The 18,469-nt window shown below is 72.0% G+C and carries 12 protein-coding genes; 6 read left to right on the top strand and 6 right to left on the bottom strand.

What is annotated here, in order from left to right:
• Window positions 1-33: 33 nt before the first annotated feature.
• A complete protein-coding gene (locus tag ASF89_RS13360) occupies window positions 34-1,401 on the bottom strand; it encodes an MFS transporter (protein ID WP_055815747.1) in 1,368 nt (455 codons plus the stop codon).
• 204 nt (window positions 1,402-1,605) lie between these two features.
• Here ASF89_RS13360 and dnaK point away from each other — a divergent pair, with 204 nt between their 5' ends.
• The 5 genes from dnaK (at window position 1,606) to ASF89_RS13335 (ending at window position 7,016) form a co-directional block, all read left to right on the top strand.
• Entirely contained in the window at window positions 1,606-3,486 is a 1,881-nt protein-coding gene (gene dnaK / locus ASF89_RS13355) for a molecular chaperone DnaK (RefSeq protein ID WP_055815743.1), read from the top strand.
• Between the two features lie 8 nt (window positions 3,487-3,494).
• Entirely contained in the window at window positions 3,495-4,193 is a 699-nt protein-coding gene (locus tag ASF89_RS13350; RefSeq protein ID WP_235484134.1) for a nucleotide exchange factor GrpE, read from the top strand.
• A gap of 120 nt (window positions 4,194-4,313) precedes the next feature.
• Window positions 4,314-5,321: a DnaJ C-terminal domain-containing protein gene (locus ASF89_RS13345; protein WP_055815740.1), complete on the top strand. Its 1,008-nt coding sequence runs from the start codon at window positions 4,314-4,316 to the stop codon at window positions 5,319-5,321.
• A gap of 55 nt (window positions 5,322-5,376) precedes the next feature.
• Complete coding sequence (locus tag ASF89_RS13340; protein WP_200913500.1) at window positions 5,377-5,820, top strand: heat shock protein transcriptional repressor HspR; 444 nt, start codon at window positions 5,377-5,379, stop codon at window positions 5,818-5,820.
• Between the two features lie 29 nt (window positions 5,821-5,849).
• Window positions 5,850-7,016 (top strand): class I SAM-dependent methyltransferase, encoded by a 1,167-nt coding sequence (locus ASF89_RS13335; RefSeq protein WP_055815737.1) that lies wholly within the window; start codon window positions 5,850-5,852, stop codon window positions 7,014-7,016.
• A 34-nt stretch (window positions 7,017-7,050) separates the two neighbouring features.
• Here ASF89_RS13335 and ASF89_RS13330 read toward each other — a convergent pair whose 3' ends face one another.
• The 4 genes from ASF89_RS13330 to ASF89_RS13315 all read right to left on the bottom strand — a co-directional run bounded on the left by ASF89_RS13330 (window position 7,051) and on the right by ASF89_RS13315 (window position 15,484).
• Window positions 7,051-7,512 (bottom strand): hypothetical protein, encoded by a 462-nt coding sequence (locus tag ASF89_RS13330; RefSeq protein WP_055815734.1) that lies wholly within the window; start codon window positions 7,510-7,512, stop codon window positions 7,051-7,053.
• Window positions 7,513-7,639: 127 nt separating this feature from the next.
• Window positions 7,640-11,023 (bottom strand): Ig-like domain-containing protein, encoded by a 3,384-nt coding sequence (locus tag ASF89_RS13325; RefSeq protein WP_055815731.1) that lies wholly within the window; start codon window positions 11,021-11,023, stop codon window positions 7,640-7,642.
• Between the two features lie 161 nt (window positions 11,024-11,184).
• Window positions 11,185-11,610, bottom strand: coding sequence for a DUF3060 domain-containing protein (locus ASF89_RS13320; protein WP_055815728.1), 426 nt, complete (start codon window positions 11,608-11,610; stop codon window positions 11,185-11,187).
• Between the two features lie 58 nt (window positions 11,611-11,668).
• Window positions 11,669-15,484 carry a hypothetical protein gene (locus tag ASF89_RS13315; RefSeq protein ID WP_156463431.1) on the bottom strand — a complete coding sequence of 1,272 codons (3,816 nt, stop codon included), beginning with the start codon at window positions 15,482-15,484 and terminating at the stop codon, window positions 11,669-11,671.
• Window positions 15,485-15,638: 154 nt separating this feature from the next.
• Between ASF89_RS13315 and ASF89_RS13310 the strand changes: the two genes are divergently transcribed.
• Window positions 15,639-17,828 (top strand): ATP-dependent Clp protease ATP-binding subunit, encoded by a 2,190-nt coding sequence (locus tag ASF89_RS13310; RefSeq protein WP_082475388.1) that lies wholly within the window; start codon window positions 15,639-15,641, stop codon window positions 17,826-17,828.
• On the opposite strand, the gene ASF89_RS13305 is transcribed toward ASF89_RS13310, so the two are convergent.
• Window positions 17,825-18,442, bottom strand: a complete 618-nt coding sequence (locus ASF89_RS13305; protein ID WP_055815722.1) for a phosphoribosylanthranilate isomerase — start codon at window positions 18,440-18,442, stop codon at window positions 17,825-17,827. The two genes, ASF89_RS13310 and ASF89_RS13305, sit on opposite strands and share 4 nt — an antisense overlap.
• Between the last annotated feature and the right edge of the window lie 27 nt (window positions 18,443-18,469).

Below are 18,469 nucleotides of genomic sequence, written 5' to 3'. Positions count from 1 at the left end.
TTACATTCGAGTGGCACCCACCGTGACCAGGGCTCAGTCGATGGACCGCTGGACGCCCTTCACCGGCAGCATCAGCAGCAGACCGGCGAGCAGCACGAGCGCGATGCCGATGATGCCGTAGCGCGTGTCGTTCGTCGCCGTGACGAACAGCGTGAAGAGCCCCGGCGCGAGGAAGCTGACCGCCCGCCCCGTCGTCGCGTAGAGCCCGAAGATCTCACCCTCGCGCCCGGGCGGAGTGACCCGGGCGAGGAACGACCTGCTCGCCGACTGGATCGGCCCGACGAACAGGGCGAGCGCGAGCCCGAAGACCCAGAACAGGTTCGTCGAGGTGCCGATGGCGAGCACGGCGAAGGCGGCGACGACGAGGCCGACGAGCGATCCGACGATGATCGCCTTCGCCCCCAGCCGGTCGTCGAGCCAGCCCCCGACGAAGGTGCCGATGCCGGCGACGAGGTTCGCGCCGACGGCGAAGTAGATGACCATGCTCGGCGTGAAGCCGAACACCTGGGCCGCGATGATCGCCCCGAAGGTGAACACGGCGGCCAGGCCGTCGCGGAACACCGCGCTGGCCAGCAGGAACATCAGCACCTGCCGGTTCGTGCGCCACAGCTTCGCGATCGTGGAGCCGAGGAGGCGGTACGAACGCCACAGCCCCACCCGGGCGCGTGCGGCGGTGGCGGGCAGCTCGGGCACGGCGAGCAGCACCGGCACCGCGAACACGGCGAACCAGACGGCGGAGACGACGATGGCCCAGCGGACGTCCCACGCGCCTCCCTCGGTCCCGGTCGGGACGGCCAGCAGTCCGCCTCGCCCCTCGACGCCGAAGCTCTGCAGGAAGGCCACGAGCAGCAGCAGGAGCAGCACGATGCCGCCGACGTAGCCGAGTCCCCAGCCGAAGCCCGACACCTTGCCGATGGTCTTCGGGGTCGACACCTGCACGAGCATGGCGTTGTAGCTGACGCTGGCGAACTCGAAGAAGATGTTGCCGACGGCCAGCAGGGCGGCGCCGAACACGAGGTAGCCGGGCGCGGGGGCGACGAAGACCATGGCGGCCATCGCGAGCACCACGAGGCCGGTGTTGATCGCGAGCCACAGCCTGCGGCGACCGGAGCCGTCGCTGCGCTGGCCGAGCACGGGCGCGAGCAGCGCGATGAGGAGCCCGGCGATCGTCAGGGCCGTCGAGATGACGGTCGCGTTGTCCGCCTTGGCCGCCACCAGCGCGTCTCCGCCCGCCGTGACGACGGCAGGGTCGACGAACGCGCCGCTCGCGAGATAGGTGCTGAAGACGAACGACGTGACGACCGCGTTGAACGCGGCCGAGCCCCAGTCCCACAGCGCCCACGAGACGACCCGTCGTCGCGGGATCGGGGTGGTGTCGGCGAGCGTCTGCGCTGCGGTCATGGGGGTCAACCTAGTGGCCGGGGGTGTCCTGCTCGACCCGCGCCTCCTGAGGGGTCGACCCCAGTTCGAGACTTGAGTCTTTCTGGCTCAACTTTCAGGTTCACAGCTTGACCTCGGCGACGTCGTGAGTAAAGTTGAGCCTGGCCGACTCAAGGCCGGCCCCACGACTTTCCGCAACAGCGCACCACGAAGGAGAAACAGCACATGGCACGTGCAGTAGGAATCGACCTCGGAACCACCAACTCGGTCGTCAGCGTCCTCGAGGGCGGCGAGCCCACCGTCATCGCGAACGCCGAGGGCCTCCGCACCACCCCCTCGGTGGTCGCCTTCACGAAGGACGGCGAGGTGCTGGTCGGCGAGACCGCCAAGCGCCAGGCCGTCACCAACGTCGACCGCACCATCGCGTCGGTCAAGCGTCACGTCGGCACCGACTGGAAGGTCGAGATCGACGACAAGAAGTACACCCCTCAGGAGATCAGCGCGCGCATCCTCGCGAAGCTGAAGCGCGACGCCGAGCAGTACCTCGGCGAAGAGGTCACCGACGCGGTCGTGACCGTGCCCGCGTACTTCAACGACTCCGAGCGTCAGGCCACGAAGGAGGCCGGCGAGATCGCCGGTCTGAACGTGCTCCGCATCATCAACGAGCCCACCGCCGCGGCCCTCGCCTACGGCCTCGACAAGGGCAAGGAGGACGAGCTCATCCTGGTCTTCGACCTCGGTGGCGGCACCTTCGACGTCTCGCTGCTCGAAGTGGGCAAAGACGACGACTTCTCGACGATCCAGGTGCGCAGCACCTCGGGCGACAACCGCCTCGGCGGCGACGACTGGGACAACCGCATCGTCGAGCACCTGATCAAGAAGTTCAAGGACAACAACGGCGTCGACCTCTCGACCGACAAGATCGCGAAGCAGCGCCTCAAGGAGGCCGCCGAGCAGGCCAAGAAGGAGCTGTCGTCGAGCACCTCGACCAGCATCCAGCTGCCCTACCTCACGCTGACGGCCGACGGCCCGCTCAACCTCGACGAGACGATCTCGCGCTCGCAGTTCGAGCAGTGGACGAGCGACCTGCTCGACCGCACCAAGAAGCCCTTCAACGACGTGATCAAAGAGGCCGGCGTCAAGGTCGGCGACATCTCGCACGTCGTGCTCGTCGGCGGATCGACCCGCATGCCCGCGGTCACCGAGGTCGTCAAGCAGCTGACCGGCGGTCGCGAGCCCAACAAGGGCGTCAACCCGGACGAGGTCGTCGCCGTCGGCGCCGCCCTCCAGGCCGGCGTGCTGAAGGGCGAGCGCAAGGACGTCCTGCTGATCGACGTCACCCCCCTGAGCCTCGGCATCGAGACCAAGGGCGGCGCGATGACCAAGCTCATCGAGCGCAACACGGCCATCCCGACCAAGCGCAGCGAGACCTTCACGACGGCCGACGACAACCAGCCGTCCGTCGCGATCCAGGTGTTCCAGGGCGAGCGCGAGTTCACCCGCGACAACAAGAACCTCGGCACCTTCGAGCTGACCGGCATCGCCCCCGCCCCGCGCGGCGTGCCCCAGATCGAGGTCACGTTCGACATCGACGCCAACGGCATCGTGCACGTGTCGGCGAAAGACAAGGGCACCGGCACCGAGCAGTCGATGGTCATCTCCGGCGGCTCGTCGCTGTCGAAGGACGACATCGAGCGCATGGTCCGCGAGGCGGAGGAGCACGCCGCCGAAGACAAGGCGCGTCGCGAGGCCAACGAGACCCGCAACAACGCCGAGCAGCTCGTCTACTCGATCGAGAAGCTGATCAAGGACAACGACGACAAGCTGCCGGAAGACGTCAAGTCCGAGGTCCAGGGCGACGTCGACGCGCTGAAGTCGGCCCTCGCCGGTGACGACGAGTCCGCGATCAAGCCCGCCTTCGACAAGCTCAACGAGAGCCAGTCGAAGCTCGGCCAGGCCATCTACTCGCAGGGTCAGGCCGACCAGGCCGGCGCCGCGGGTGCGGCCGGCGCCGACGGTGCGGCGACCGACGCCCCGGCCGACGGCGACGACGAGGACATCGTCGACGCCGAGGTCGTGGACGACGACGACAACGACAAGAAGTAGAGGTCCGCATGACTGACGAGCAGAACCGTCCCGAGAACGACGATCAGCCCGAGCCGGTCGTGCGCGACAAGCGTCGCCTCGACCCCGAGACCGGCGAGGTCCGGTCCGAGTCGAGCGCCGACGTGCCGTCGGAGGACGGCGGCACCGCAGCGGTCGACGGGGTCGACGACCTCCCGTCCGCCGAGGCGCCCGACGTCGAGGTCGCGAGCGACGCCGAGGCGCCCGCAGGGGCCGCCGAGGCGGCGGCCGAGATGAGCGCCGAAGACGAGGCGATCCTCGACGAGGCGAGCCGCGATCTCGTCGCCGACATGCGACAGGACATGCTGCGCGCTCAGGCCGAGCTGGTGAACTTCCGACGTCGCGTCGAGCGCGACCGCGAGGCGAACCGCGAGGCCGTCGTGGCCGAGGTCGTCCGGTCGCTCCTCCCCGCGCTCGACGACCTCGTCCGCGCCGAGCAGCACGGCGACCTCGCCGAGGGCCCGATGACCGTCATCGCGCAGAAGATCCGCGGGGGTCTCGACAAGTTCGGGCTCGTGCAGATCGGCGCGAAGGGCGACGTCTTCGACCCGACCATGCACGACGCCCTCGTGCAGCTGCCGAGCCCCGACGTGACCGTGAACACGGTCGCCGACGTGATCGAGCCCGGCTACAAGATCGGCGACCGGGTCATCCGGGCCGCCAAGGTCGCGGTGCACGCACCGCAGTAGAACCACCCCGCGACGCGAGTCGCGACCGGCGGTGGGCGCCTCGAGAAGGCGCCCACCGCCTCCCCCATTCTCCCCGGCCCCCGTCGACGGGTGGCCTGAATTCATGGAAGGAGGTGCCGCATGGCGAGTCAGGACTGGTTCGACAAGGACTTCTACGCCGTCCTCGGTGTCTCCAAAGACGTCACCCCCGCCGAGTTGAAGAAGGTGTACCGCAAGCTCGCTCGCAAGTACCACCCCGACTCCAACCCGGGCGACGCAGCCAGCGAGGCGAAGTTCAAGGAGGTCAGCGAGGCGCACTCGGTGCTCTCCGATCCCGAGCAGCGCAAAGAGTACGACCAGGTGCGGGCCATGGGCGGCGGTGCGCGCTTCACCGCGGGCAGCGGCGGCCCCGGAGGCGGTGGCGGCGGCTTCGAGGACGTCTTCGGCAACATGTTCGGTCAGGGCGGCGGTCAGCGCACGCAGTACCGGCAGTCCGGCGGTGGCGGCGGCTTCGACGACATCTTCAGCGGCATGTTCGGCGGGGGCGGCGGCGGCTTCGGTCAGACCAGCGGCGGCTACCGGGGCTTCGGCGGTCCGCAGAAGGGCCGCGACATGACGGCCACGACGACGCTCGACTTCCAGACCGCCATCGTCGGCGAGACCATCTCGCTGCAGGCGTCGAACGGCAAGCCGATGAAGGTCCGGATCCCCGCGGGGGTGCACGACGGGCAGAAGATCCGTCTGCGCGGCCGCGGCGAGCCGAGCCCCGACGGCGGCGAGGCGGGCGACCTCGTGCTCACGATCGCCGTCCGCAAGCACCCGGTGTTCGAGCTCGACGGGCCGAACCTCCGCGTCGACGTGCCCGTCACGTTCGCCGAGGCCGCCCTCGGTGCCACGATCGAGGTGCCCACCCTCGGTGGCGAGCCCGTGCGACTCCGCGTCGCGCCCGGGACGCCGAGCGGTCGCGTGCTGCGCGTCAAGGGTCGCGGCGTGCCGACCAAGGCGGGCACGGGCGATCTGCTCGCGACCGTCCAGGTGGCCGTCCCGGCGCACCTGAACGACAAGGCCCGTGAGGCCGTCGAGGCGCTCGCGGCGGCGCTGCCGTCCGAGAACCCGCGCGACGACCTGATCGCCAGAGCCCGGGCCTGACCGCCCGGCCCCATCCGACCGACCCACGATCCCGCTCGACGAACCGGAGGTGACGATGAACGACCCGACGGATCCCGCGACGAGCTGGCCCCTGGACGAGACGTCGCCGATCTTCGCGATCGCCACGGCCGCCGAGCTGGCCGGCATGCACGCGCAGACGCTGCGGCAGTACGACCGGCTCGGGCTGGTCGTGCCGCAGCGCACGGCGGGCAAGTCGCGTCGGTACTCGATGCGCGACGTCGTGCAGCTCCGCGAGATCGCGCGGCTCGGCGGCGAGGGCGTCTCGCTCGAGGGCATCCGTCGCATCCTCGAACTCGAGAACCAGGTGACCGCCCTCAACTCGCGGGTGCGCGAGCTCGAGCGGGCCCTGGCCGACGAGCTCGTCAACCGCCCCGGCAGCCGGGTGTTCGCCGCCGGCGAGAGCGGCGTCGTCCCCCTGCGTCACGGCACCCGGCCGGCCCGGCAGACCTCGCTCGTCGTCTGGCGCCCGCTGCGCTGAGACCGTCCCGACACCGGTACCGTGGCGGGGTGATCGACTTCGACCGGCTCCGCCGATGGCCCGACGTCGAGGCCCCCGACCTGGTCGCCCACGACGCCACCGATCGTCTGCTGCTCGACACCGCCGAGGAGGCGCTGGTCGGCCACCCCGATCGGGTCGCCGTCGTCGGCGACCGCTACGGGGCCCTCGCGCTGGGCGTCGCCGAGCTCGTCGGCCCGCACCCGATCCGGTCGCACCAGGACTCCCGGTCGGGCGAGCTCGCTCTCGAGGCCAACACCGCGCGCCTCGGCTCCCCGGCGGTCGTGGTCTCGCACCCCCTCGACGCGACGCTCGTCGAGGGGGCCCGCGTCGTCGTGCTGCAGCTGCCGCGCGGGCTCGACGCCCTCGACGAGATCGCGGCCCTCGTCGCCCGGCACGCGCACCCCGAGGTCGTGGTGTTCGCCGGCGGCCGCGTGAAGCACATGAGCACGGCGATGAACGACGTGCTCGGTCGCCACTTCGCCGAGGTGCGCGCCGGGCTGGCCCGGCAGAAGTCGCGCGTCGTCACGGCGTCGGGGCCGATCCGAGCGGGCGCCTCCGTCTGGCCTCGCACCGAGCGCCACGGCGACCTGCTCGTGGTAGCCCACGGGGCCGCGTTCGCCGGCGCCTCCATCGACATCGGCACCCGCGCGCTGCTCGCGGCGCTGGACGACGGGCCTTTCCGGCGGGGACCGTCGACCGACGACGACTCGACGCCTCCGTCGTGGTCGGTCGACGGCGGTCTCGCGGTCGACCTGGGCTGCGGCACGGGCGTTCTCGCGACCGCCTGGGCGCGGGCCCGGCCCGACTGGCGGGTCGTCGCCACCGATCAGTCGTGGGCCGCCGTCTCGTCCGCGTCGGCGACGGCCGCCGCCAACGGCCTGGGCGACCGGGTGGAGGTGCGGCGCGACGATGCGGGAGCCTCGCTGCCCGACGGGTCGGCCGACGTGGTGCTGCTCAATCCTCCGTTCCACGTCGGGGCGACCGTGCACGCCGGCATCGCGCACAAACTGTTCGACGCCGCCGCGCGCATCCTCGCTCCGGGGGGCGAGCTGTGGTGCGTGTGGAACTCGCACCTCGCCTACCGGGCGGCGCTCGAACGCACGGTGGGGCCCACCCGCCAGGTCGTTCGGACGCCCAAGTTCACGGTCACGGTGTCGACCCGCCGCCGGGGCTGATCGCTCGGCCGCGGCGGCGGCGGGTCGATGCCCGTCAGAGCGTCAGCGACGCGTCGATGTACGCGAGGAGGGCGTGCGCGTAGGCGTCCTCGGGGTCCGCGGCTCGATGCACCCGCTCGCCCGTGGGGGTCGCCACGCGGACCTCGTACTCGACCCCGTCGGCATCCGGGTCGGCGTCCGCGCCAGGGCCCGCGTCCGCCGCGACCGGGACCCGCCTCAGCGAGCGGAACGACCGTGCGAGCAGCGCCCGCAGCTGATCCTCGCGAGGCAGCCAGAGCGACTGGTCGGCGGCGACCGAATCGAGCGCCCATTCCGTCGTGCCGTTGAACCCCAGCACCGTGCCCGTCGGGTACTCGTGCGCCTCGATGGTCATCTCGCTGATCGTGAAGACGTCGCCGACGAACTCGCCCCGGTCGATGACGAATCGGTCGCCGGTGGCGGGATGCCAGCGCAGACCGGCGTCGTGGAGGCGTCGGGCGAGGGTGACGTCGAGCATCGGCCCAGTCTGCGCCCCGGTCCCGTGACGATGCTCGACGGGCCCGTCCCGTCGCCGATCCATTCGGACGCGGATGCGCCGCGCCCTCCCGACCCCGAGGGGTGGGAGGGCGCGGTGCTGCGTCGGATCAGTCCGCGGCGGGCCCGAACCGGAACGGCTCGAGCGCATCGTCGGCGTGCCCGGCGGCTCTCTGCGTGACGATGAGCGTGTAGACGTGCTCCGGCCCGAATCGGCGGCTGAACGACCAGGCGCCCTCGCGGTCGGCCGTCGCCTGGGCGATGGGGGCCCCGGAGGCGGCCGTCACCTCGACCGTCGCGAACGGCGTCGCCCGCCCGGTGAACGTCGCGTCGACCTCGCGGTCGTACCCCTCGCCGGGTTCCGGCGACTCGATCACGACGCGCTGCCAGACGGGGGCGAGGAGGGTCACGGATATCTCGTTCACCTCGCCGCCGCGCTCCTGTCGCACCGTGAGCGCGTAGTCGCTCCGCGGTCCGAGCTCGCGGCGGATGCTCCACCCGCCGTCGGCGTCGACCTCGGCCGTGCCCAGGGGGACGTCCCACTGATTCGTCACCCGGATGTTCGCACCGGGGGTGCCGGTGCCGGTCAGGACGACCGGACCGGGGCGGTAGGTCTCGCCGTCGACGTGGCTCGTGACCGCGACGGGTCGCATGGCGATGTCGGGTGCCCAGACGAACCGCAGCGCGTCGGCCTGATCGGTCGTCGCGGCCTGCGCGATGCTCAGCGTGTAGGTGCGCACCGGCCCGTAGGCGCGGGTGTGCGACCACGTGCCGTCGGCGGCGACGGCGGCGGTGAACAGCTCCGCCCCGAGATCCGTCGTCACCGTCACGCTCGAGTACGGGGTCGCCCGCCCTCTGAACTCGGTCCGCTCACCCGGGGTGTAGCGCTCGCCGACCTCGGGGCTCAGCAGCTCCAGCGGCTGCCAGGCGGGTGCCTTCAGCACGAGCCTGATCGTGTTGGAGTCCGAGCCGCGGGTCTGCTCGACGGTCAGCGCGTAGTCGGCCCGGGGGCCCATGTCGCGCCGGATCGACCAGCGGCCGTCGGATCCGACCGTCGTCCGGCCCATCGACCCGCCCCACTGGTTCGTCACCGAGATCGTCGCGCGAGGGGTCCCGGCGCCGCCCAGCGTGACCGGGCCGGGCACGTACTCGCCCCCGTCGACGTGACTCGTCACGGTCGCCGGCATCCAGCCGATGATCGGCGTCAGCCGCAGGCGCACCTGATCGGGCTGGCCGTCGGGCGCCGTCTGCGTGATGCTCACGTCGTAGTCGGCGACCGGTCCCAGCTCGGCCGAGGCGCTCCACTCGCCCGTGGTCTGCGAGGCGCGGGTCGAGAACAGCCGTCGGTCCCACTGGTTCGTCGCCGTCACCCAGGCGCCCGGCGTGGCGCGCCCCGTGAACGTCGTGGACCCGGGCACGTAGCCGTCGACGGGGGAGTGGCTCGTGACCTCGAGCGAGCGGAACGAGCCGAGGGGCAGGAGCGTGAACTCCGCCGACCGACCCGTCCGGCCGTCGACGAGCGTCTGCGTCGCGATCAGCCGGTAGGCTGCGGTCGGACCCCACGACCGGTCGAACGACCAGGCGCCGGCCGCGTCGGCCACCGCGCGTCCGGCCTCGTTGCCCCACTGGTTCCGCACGACGACCCGGGCGTACGGGGTCGCCGTGCCCGTCAGCGTCGTCGTCTCACCGCCGCGGTACCAGCCGTCGGCGGGCCCGGTCACCTCGACCGGCGCGATGTCCTGCAGGGCGTCGGCGACCACGCGGACCCGGTCGCTCGACCGGACGTCGCCACGGGCGTGCTGCGTGACCTCGACGACGGTCTCGTCGTGCGACGGAACGAGCTCGACGTCGACCGACCAGGAGCCGTCGACCACGATCGCGGTCCCGCTGCGGTCGCCCGCCTCGACGCTGACCTCGGCCCCGGTCGCCCCGGTGCCCGACACGGTCGTGAGACCGGGCACGACCTGGCCGGTCGCGGGGGACACGACGTCGACGCCCGGGCCGAGATCGATCTCCGTGCTCGTGCTGCCGGAGGGGGCGCCGTCGATGGACTGCTCGACCTCGAGCACGTGGCGACCCGGTCCGATGGCCGGATCGATCTCGAGCGACCACGCCTCGTCGACGACCTCGGTCGTCCCGACGGGGGCTCCGCCCGAGCTCACGTCGATGCGCGCACCCTCGTGGCCCGTGCCCGACACGACGGCTCGACGGTCGCGCTCCTCGGGGAGGGTGACCGTGGCCGTGACCTCGCGGGGCGGCACGGTGATGGTGGTCGTCGTCGCGCCGACGGCTCGGAAGTCGGACGGCGTGCCCGTCCCCGAGATCCCGAAGCCGAGCGAGCCGCTCGCCGCACCGGCGGACGCCGGAGTGCTGAGCACCACGGACCACCGGACGTCGGTGCCGTCCGGCAGCGGCTCGCCGGCGTCGGGCCAGTGCAGATCGAAGGAGGCGCGGCGTCCGTCGGCCGCGATCGTCCCGTCGACGAGGTCGAGCCTCGTGTCGGCGACCCACGTCCCGTCGTCGGCGCGGCGCTCGCCGGCCAGGGTGCGCTGCCCCGAGGCGAGGCGGGTCCCCGCGGGCGCGGTGATCTCGGCGATGCCCTCGAGGCGGTCGAAGGCGTCGGTCGACGTGACGCCGAACCCGACCGAGGTGTCGCCGCCGCGGGTGAGGTCGACGGTCGCGCCGGGCACCGGGAGGATGCGACCGCCGTCGACCACCTCGGCGTCGAGGGTCACGCCGTCGGAGACCTCGCCGGCGACGAGCTGCTCGAGGCGCAGGCTGTTGGGCCCCGCGCTGAGACGCGTGGCGGTGAGGCGGAACGTGCCGTCGTCGCGAGCCGTCGTGCTGACCCCGCCGACGCGGATCGTCGCGTAGGGCGTCGCGGTGCCGGTGATGACCGCCGTGCGGGCGATGTCGTTCACCTGCGCGACCCGGCCGTCGAGCGGCCGTCGGTCGAAGCGGCGGTCGGCGAGCGGTGACGCCGTGCCGGTCACGGCGGGTCGGAGGCCGGTGTTCGGCCAGACCGTGGGGTCGGCGGCCCGGACGCCGCCGAGACCGGAGGTCGTGTCGCCGGCGGTGCGGACCAGTCCGTCTCGGGTCACGGCCCAGAGGGCGGCGGGGTCGTCGCACGCCCCGGGTGCCGCGACGAGCGTGGGTGCGCCGTCGGTCGGCACGACGGCGAGGCAGGCGTCTCCCGTCGGGAGGCCGACGGCCGCGGGCGCCTCGCCGGGTTCGGGCAGGGCGACGCGGGTCGCCGTGGTGAGGGCGTCGCCGAGGGCGGCGTGCCGGGTGGCGCGGAACGAGTACCGGCCGTCGTCGTCGGGCTCCGGACTCTCGCGGTAGGCGACGTAGCCGCCCTCCGCGGTCCGGAACGCGAGCGGGGTCGAGAAGGGGTTCGGCGCGGGTGACGCCGCGGTCGCCGGCGGTGTCATCACCCCGCCGACGAGGAGGGCGGAGAGCGCCAGGGCGCTCCCCGCGAGAGGGAGTCGTGTCATCTGAGATCCGTCTTTCTGGTCGCCGATCGGTCGAGGTGAACGATCACGACTCTCATTAATGACACATGTTGTTCGAATAAGCGACACCGGTGACATGCCGGAGGGGCATCGCGACGCGATGCCCCTCCGGGGGAGGACGGACGGCTCCGACGACCGCGGGCTCAGCCGGTCGGGGTCACCGTGTTGTCGTCTCCCTCGTCGACGACCTCGGGCTCGTCGCCTCCGTGCTCGACGGTGTTGCCGTTCCCGCCGAAGGCGACGCGCCCCACGTCGGCCACGACGACGGTGTTGCGGTCCCCTTCGAGCACGAGCTGCTCGACCTCGCCGAGCGTGATGCTCCCGTCGACTCCCACGATGCTCACGGAGGCGCAGTCTCCGAGGTCGAACGGCCCGTCGAGGTCGTCGGCGACGATGGTCGCGACGCCGTCGACGCACTCGCCGTAGACCGTCTCGGTGACCTCGACGGTCTCGGGGGGCGCCGTCGGGGCGCTGGTGGCGTCGTCGTCGCCGGGCGTGCAGCCCGTCGTCGTCAGCGCTGCCGCGAGCACCGCGAGGGTGCCCAGGGTGCGGCTGAGGCGTCTCGTCATGGTCGTCTCGCTCTCTCCGTCGTGTGGGTGGCTTGCCGCTGCCGGGCGGTCGTGGGTGTCACGGTGCCTCCGTCCCGTCGTCGGGCGCGAACTCGAATCGGGGGTGGGTCCCTGTCCGGCCGCTGAGGCTCTCCTGCGTCAGATCGATGACGTAGACGTGGGTCGGCCCGTATCGGCGGGTGTGCGACCAGCGACCGTCGCGGTCGGCGGTCGTCTCGAAGAGCTGTCCGCCGAGGGCCGTCGTGGCCCGGATCGTCGCGAACGGCGTCGCGCGGCCCGTCATCGTGTAGTTCAGGCCCTCGATGTAGCCCTCGCCCGGCTCGGGGCGGTCGAGCTCGATCTCGGTCCAGACGGGGGCGCGCAGCTCGAACCGCTCGATCTCGTCCTCCTGCCCGTCTCTGGTCATGACGAGACGGAGCACGTAGTCCGCCGTCGGTCCGAACGACCGGCGGAGGGCCCAGGTGCCGTCGGACTCGACCGTGGGCCGCCCGATCAGGGTGTCCCACTGGTTCGTGATCTCGACGACCGCCCCCGGCGTCCCCGTCCCGCCCAGCACCAGCTCGCCGGGGCGGTACGTCTCGCCGTCCGCGTGGCTGGTGACCGTCAGCGGCCGCCAGGGCAGGTCGGGGCCCCAGACGAAGGTCTCGAGCGCGTCGGTCCGACCGTTGCGCGCCTCCTGGGCGACGTCGATGCGGTACACGTTGTCGGGGCCGTAGACCCGGGTGTTCCGCCAGACGCCGTCGCCGCCGGTCTCGACGGTGAAGAGCGGGGTGCCGAGGGCCGTGGTCGCGGTGATCGTCGAGTACGGCGTGGCCGTCCCGGTGAACTCCGTCGGCTCACCCGGCGTGTAGCGGTCGCCGATCGACGGGCTCGTCATCGCGAGCGGCTGCCAGACGGGGGCCCGCAGACCGAGCGCGACCGAGTCCTGCGACTGGCGGAACGTCTGCGTGAACAGCAGCTCGTAGTCCGCGTCGGGTCCGAGCTCGCGGGCGAACGACCAGGTGCCGTCCGCTCCGATCGTCGTCTCTCCGACGGACGCGCCGAACTGGTTCGTCGCGACGACCCGGCCGGTCGGGGTGCCCTCGCCCCTGAAGACGACGGTCCCCGGCCGGTACGTCTGCCCGTCGGTGTGACTCGTGACGGTCAGGTCGGCGAACGTCAGCTCGGGCGACAGGGCCAGCCTGGTCTGCCCCGTCGTGCCGTCGGGCGCCTTCTGGGTGATCGTGATGTCGTACGACGCGACGGGTCCGAGCCCGGTCGTGGCGGTCCAGGCGCCGGCCACCTGGGAGGCGCGGGTCGAGAACAGCAGACGGTCGTACTGGTTGCGCGCCTCGATGTACGCGCCCTGGGTCGCTCGACCGGTGAAGGTCACGCTGCCGGGGACGTAGGTGCCGCCGTCGTCGTGACTGGTCACGACGATGGGAACGAACGATCCGTCGGCGTACAGCTCGAAGACGGGCGAGGCCGAGCGCCGACCGTCGACGAGCGTCTGGGTGGCCGTCAGCTCGTAGCGGGCGGAGGGTCCGAAGGCGCGGTCGAAGGCCCATCGGCCGTCGACGTCGGCCTCGACCGTGGCGATCGTGAAGCCCCACTGGGCGCGGATCTCGACGGTCGAGTACGGCGTGGCCGTCCCCTCGACCGTGGTGTCGGCGAGCGGCGTGTAGAAGTGCGACGACGGCTCGGTGATGACCACGTCGCGGAGCTCCTGGGGGGAGTCCGGCACGACCTGGGCCGTGTCGGCGGTGACGATGTCGCCGCGGGCGTGCTGCGACGCGGTCACGGGGACGGCGGTGTGTCCGGGGCGGATCTCGACCCGCGCCTCCCAGGCGCCGTCCGCCGTCACGGTCGTCTCGACCGTCTCGTCGGCCGCCGTGACGGTGACCTCGGCCCGCGGCGCCCCCGTGCCCCGGACGGTGGTCCGCCCGGGCACGATCTTGCCGTTCGCCGGTGCGACGACGTCGACGACCGCGCCGAGGTCGAGCTCGGCCTGGACGCTGCCGAACGGACGGCCGTCGACCGTCTGCGTGGCGGTCAGCGTGTGCCGTCCCGGTCCGATCGAGACGGGGATCTCGAGCGACCAGCGGCCGTCGAGGACCCGCGCCTCGCCGAGCACGACGTCGCCCTCGCGGACGGTCACCGTGCCCCCGTCGTCGCCGAGTCCGCCGATGGCGGCCGGCCTCGTGACCTCGTCGACGAGGGCGATCTCGGCGGTGAGGGTGGGCACGGCCTCGTCGACGGCGACCTGGAACGCGCCCTCGGCCAGCGTCGCGCCTCCCGCGCCGCTGACGACGACCTCGCCGCCCGTCAGCACGGCCCCGGGCTCGGAGTCGGCGTCGAGGGTCAGGCGGAACGCGGCGTGCTGGTGTGCGGAGCCCCAGACCGCGGAGCCGTCGGTCGGCCCATCGAGCGTGACCGTGCGTCGATCGGTCGAGTAGTCGACGCGGTAGTCGTCGCGGGCCGTGTCGTCGGAGGCGCGTCGGGCCTCGGCGTCGGCGAAGCGGGCGCCCTCGGGTGCGGTCAGCGTCATCGCCCCCTGCACCTCGGTCGCCCGGACGTCGCTGCGTCCCCAGTCGGTGGTGCCGCCCGGCGTGGTCGCGCCGATGCTCGTGTCGATGTCCGCGGCCCCGACGACGGTCGTCGCGGTGCTGCCGGCGGCCCGGTAGTCGCCGGCCGAGCTGTCGCCGCGGTAGACGTAGCCCATGCTCGTCTCACGGGGAGCCGAGGAGGCGGGGGTCGAGACGGACAGCCCGTACCGGTAGTACTCGCCCGCGGCCAGGGCCCCGGAGCCGCTCGAGAGATCGAAGGTCATCGTTCGGCCACCGTCGCCGAGGCGGCCGTTCGTCAGATCGAGACGGGACACGGGCGTCCAGGCCGACCCCTCGCCCGCCCGGTTGACCCCGGCCGCGATGCGCGTCTGCCCGGGAGCGAACGTCGTGCCCTCGGGGGCCGTCAGCTCGACGACGCCGGTCATGCTCGCGCGCGCGGCCCGGTTCGAGACGATGAAGGGGACCTCGGTGTCGGCGCCTCGAACGAGTTCGACTCGCGAGGTCGGCGCCGGCACGATCGTGCCCCCGTCGATGATGGTCGGCCGGAGGGTCACGGAGTCGACGACCGCGTTCGACCGGAGCTGCTCGACGCGGATGCTGTTCGCGCCGATGCTGAGGCCGCCGACCGTCATCGTCCAGGTCCCGGCCGCGCCGACCGGCGTGGTCTGCGTGCCGACCCGGACCGTCGCCTGCGGAGTCGCCGCACCGGTGATGACCACGGAACGGGCGATGTGATCGATCCGCGAGACGGTCGCCGTCAGCGGCGTCACATCGAAGCGCGCGTCGACCAGCGGCAGGCCCGCGCCGAGGGCGGGGCGGAGGCCGGAGTTGGGCCAGAATCCCGGATCCGCGGACTGCGTGTGACCCAGCGCCTGATCGAGTCCGCGCTCGGTGACGAGGCCGCGACTCGACACGGACCAGTTCGTCTGGAAGGTGGGGCTGGAGCAGTCCTCCGAATGCGCTTGGAGCGTGTTGGTGCCGCTGCCCGCGAAGAGCGCCCCCAGGCATCGTCCGTTCGCGAGCCGGATGGGTGCGGGCTGATCGCCCGGCCCGGGGAGCGTCGCCGTCGTGGCCACGGCTCGGGCGGCGTCGGCGGTCGCATGCCTCGTGGCGCGGAACCACTGGCGGTATCTGCTCCCCTGGTTGGGGCCGGCGGTGTAGGCGACGAAGCTCGATGCCGACTCGCGGAAGACCAGCGGTGTCGAGAAGGCCGCCGAGGGCGTCATCTGTGCGGGTGATGGTGCTGCGGTCGCAGGAGGCACGGCGGCCCCGGCGAGGAGTGCTGCGACGACCCCGCCGGTCAGCAGTCTCCGGATGGTTCTTCTCATGTGATCGCTTTCGTGAGGCGCCGTCGGACGCGGCGCAGCAGATGACATGCTTACTTAAAACATCTGTAATTCCAAACAGAGGACCGCTTGTGTTTCGGGCATCCGCGCGTAAACTTGAGTCCGTCCCACTCAAGTTTTCGAGAAAGGCTGTTCCATGGCCAACATGCAGGGTGCTCCGGCCTCCGACCAGAAGCAGAAGTCCGCTCTCGAGAAGTACGGTGTCGACCTCACCGCGATCGCCCGCAGCGGCAAGCTCGACCCCGTCATCGGTCGCGACTCCGAGATCCGCCGCATCAGCCAGGTGCTGACCCGCCGCACGAAGAACAACCCCGTGCTCATCGGCGAGCCGGGCGTCGGCAAGACGGCCGTCGTCGAGGGGCTCGCCCAGCGCATCGTCGCGGGCGACGTCGCCGACAGCCTCAAAGACAAGCGTCTGATCAGCCTCGACCTCGCGGCTCTCGTCGCCGGTGCCAAGTACCGCGGCGAGTTCGAGGAGCGCCTGAAGGACGTCCTGAAGGAGATCACCAAGAGCGACGGCCAGGTCATCACCTTCATCGACGAGCTGCACACCCTCATGGGCGCGGGCGGCGGCGAGGGCTCCGTGGCCGCGTCGAACATGCTGAAGCCCATGCTCGCGCGCGGCGAGCTCCGTCTGATCGGGGCCACCACGCTCGACGAGTACCGCCAGTACATCGAGAAGGACGCCGCTCTCGAGCGCCGGTTCCAGCAGGTCTACGTCGGCGAGCCCAGCGTCGAGGACACGGTCGCCATCCTGCGGGGGCTGAAAGAGCGTTACGAGGCCCACCACGGGGTCACGATCACCGACGGCGCGCTCGTGGCGGCCGCATCCCTCTCGAATCGCTACATCCCGAGTCGTCAGCTGCCCGACAAGGCCATCGACCTCGTCGACGAGGCGGGCTCGCGACTCAAGATGGAGATCGACTCGTCTCCGGTCGAGCTCGATCAGCTCTATCGGGGCCTGGTGCGCCTCCAGATCGAGGAGCTCGCGCTGAAGAAGGAGACCGACGACGCCGCGAGGGCCCGGCTCGCCACGCTGCGTGAGCAGATCGAGCAGCAGCAGGCCGCCTACGACGACCTGAACGCCCGATGGCTGGCCGAGAAGGCGGCCCTGCAGGGCGTAGGGACGCTCCGCAGCGACCTCAACGAGGCTCGCATCGACGCCGACCGCGCGCTCCGCGAGGGACGCTACGAGGACGCCGCCCGCATCAGCTACGAGCGCATCCCCGACATCGAGAAGCGCCTGTCGGACGCCGAGTCGTTCGAGAAGTCCGGCGACCGTCTGGTCAGCGACTCCGTCACCGACGCCGACATCGCCGAGGTCGTCGCGGCCTGGACGGGCATCCCCGTCGGTCGACTGCTGAGCGGCGAGACCGAGAAGCTGCTGCACCTCGAGAGCGAGCTCGGGAGGCGCATCATCGGTCAGCGGGCGGCCGTCGCGGCGGTGAGCGAGGCCGTCCGCCGCACTCGGGCCGGCATCAGCGACCCCGACCGCCCGACGGGCTCGTTCCTGTTCCTCGGGCCGACCGGCGTCGGCAAGACCGAGCTCGCCAAGGCGCTCGCCGACTTCCTGTTCGACGACGAGAAGGCGCTCGTCCGCATCGACATGAGCGAGTACGGCGAGAAGCACAGCGTGTCCCGTCTGGTGGGCGCGCCTCCCGGGTACGTCGGCTACGAGGCCGGCGGGCAGCTGACCGAGGCGGTCCGTCGCCGTCCCTACAGCGTCGTGCTGATGGACGAGGTCGAGAAGGCGCACCCCGAGGTGTTCGACGTGCTGCTGCAGGTCCTCGACGACGGCCGCCTCACCGACGGGCAGGGGCGGACGGTCGACTTCCGCAACACGATCCTCGTGCTGACCTCGAACCTCGGCTCTCAGGTCATCACCGACCCGACCCTCAGCGACCCCGAGAAGGAGGAGCTCGTGCAGGGCCTCGTGCGACAGGCCTTCAAGCCGGAGTTCGTCAACCGTCTCGACGACATCGTGGTGTTCTCGACGCTGACGCCCGACGACCTGGGGCAGATCGTGTCCCTCTACGTCGACCGTCTCGGGCGTCGTCTCACGGATCGGCGCCTGTCGCTGGCCGTTACCCCCGACGCCCGGGCCTGGCTCGCCGAGCGGGGGCACGACCCGATCTACGGCGCCCGTCCGCTGCGGCGACTGATGCAGCGGCAGATCGACGACCAGCTCGCCATGGCCCTGCTCGGCGGCGAGATCGTCGACGGCGACACCGTGCGCGTCGATGTCGCGGCCGACGGCGACGGCCTCACCGTGGTGCGCTTCGACGTCGTCGACCCCGACGCCGAGACTCTGGACGACCTGCCCTAGGCTGTTCGCGCCGCAGCGACGAAGGCCCGGATGAGGCCGAGGTCCTTGACGCCGCGCGACGACTCGACGCCCGAGCTGACGTCGACGCCGGCCGGCCCGAGCTCGGCGATCCGGGCGGCGACGGTGTCCGGGGTGAGGCCCCCGGCCAGGATCCACTCCCGGTGCGGTGGAGCGGCGAGCAGGGGCGCTGCGTCGAAGGCGGCGCCGGCACCGGGGGCGACCGCGTCGATCAGGAGGATGTCCTCGCGGAAGGCGCGCCGCGCCTCCTCGGTCTCGTCGGCGTAGGCGTCCACGCCGACGGCCCGGACCACCCGGAATCCCGCCGCGCGCACCGTCGCCACGTCGGCAGCCGTCTCGTCGCCGTGCAGCTGCACGGTGCCGACGCCGGCGAGGGCGGCCAGTCGGAGGACCTCGTCGATCGGCTGCAAGCGGAAGACGCCCACCGTCTCGACGGACGTCGGCACGCGGCTCGCGAGGATCCGGGCGGTCGGCGCATCGACGGTGCGCGGGCTGCCGGGGGCGAGGACGAAGCCCACCGCATCGGCGCCCGCCTCGACGGAGGCGTCGACGGCCTCGGGGGTCGTGAGTCCGCAGATCTTCACCCAGGTGCGCATGACGACCAGTCTGCCGCGACGGGCGCT

The organism is Frigoribacterium sp. Leaf172 (genome assembly GCF_001424285.1).
Classification (GTDB): domain Bacteria; phylum Actinomycetota; class Actinomycetes; order Actinomycetales; family Microbacteriaceae; genus Frigoribacterium.
Note: the sequence above shows the minus strand (reverse complement) of the source record. Positions and strands in the feature narration are given on the sequence as shown.

What these genes read in the sequence shown, in the direction of transcription:
- ASF89_RS13360 (WP_055815747.1), bottom strand. Translation starts at nt 1,401, where the DNA reads ATGACCGCAGCGCAGACGCTCGCCGACACCACCCCGATCCCGCGACGA.
- dnaK (WP_055815743.1), top strand. Translation starts at nt 1,606, where the DNA reads ATGGCACGTGCAGTAGGAATCGACCTCGGAACCACCAACTCGGTCGTC.
- ASF89_RS13350 (WP_235484134.1), top strand. Translation starts at nt 3,495, where the DNA reads ATGACTGACGAGCAGAACCGTCCCGAGAACGACGATCAGCCCGAGCCG.
- ASF89_RS13345 (WP_055815740.1), top strand. Translation starts at nt 4,314, where the DNA reads ATGGCGAGTCAGGACTGGTTCGACAAGGACTTCTACGCCGTCCTCGGT.
- ASF89_RS13340 (WP_200913500.1), top strand. Translation starts at nt 5,377, where the DNA reads ATGAACGACCCGACGGATCCCGCGACGAGCTGGCCCCTGGACGAGACG.
- ASF89_RS13330 (WP_055815734.1), bottom strand. Translation starts at nt 7,512, where the DNA reads ATGCTCGACGTCACCCTCGCCCGACGCCTCCACGACGCCGGTCTGCGC.
- ASF89_RS13325 (WP_055815731.1), bottom strand. Translation starts at nt 11,023, where the DNA reads ATGACACGACTCCCTCTCGCGGGGAGCGCCCTGGCGCTCTCCGCCCTC.
- ASF89_RS13320 (WP_055815728.1), bottom strand. Translation starts at nt 11,610, where the DNA reads ATGACGAGACGCCTCAGCCGCACCCTGGGCACCCTCGCGGTGCTCGCG.
- ASF89_RS13315 (WP_156463431.1), bottom strand. Translation starts at nt 15,484, where the DNA reads ATGAGAAGAACCATCCGGAGACTGCTGACCGGCGGGGTCGTCGCAGCA.
- ASF89_RS13310 (WP_082475388.1), top strand. Translation starts at nt 15,639, where the DNA reads ATGGCCAACATGCAGGGTGCTCCGGCCTCCGACCAGAAGCAGAAGTCC.
- ASF89_RS13305 (WP_055815722.1), bottom strand. Translation starts at nt 18,442, where the DNA reads ATGCGCACCTGGGTGAAGATCTGCGGACTCACGACCCCCGAGGCCGTC.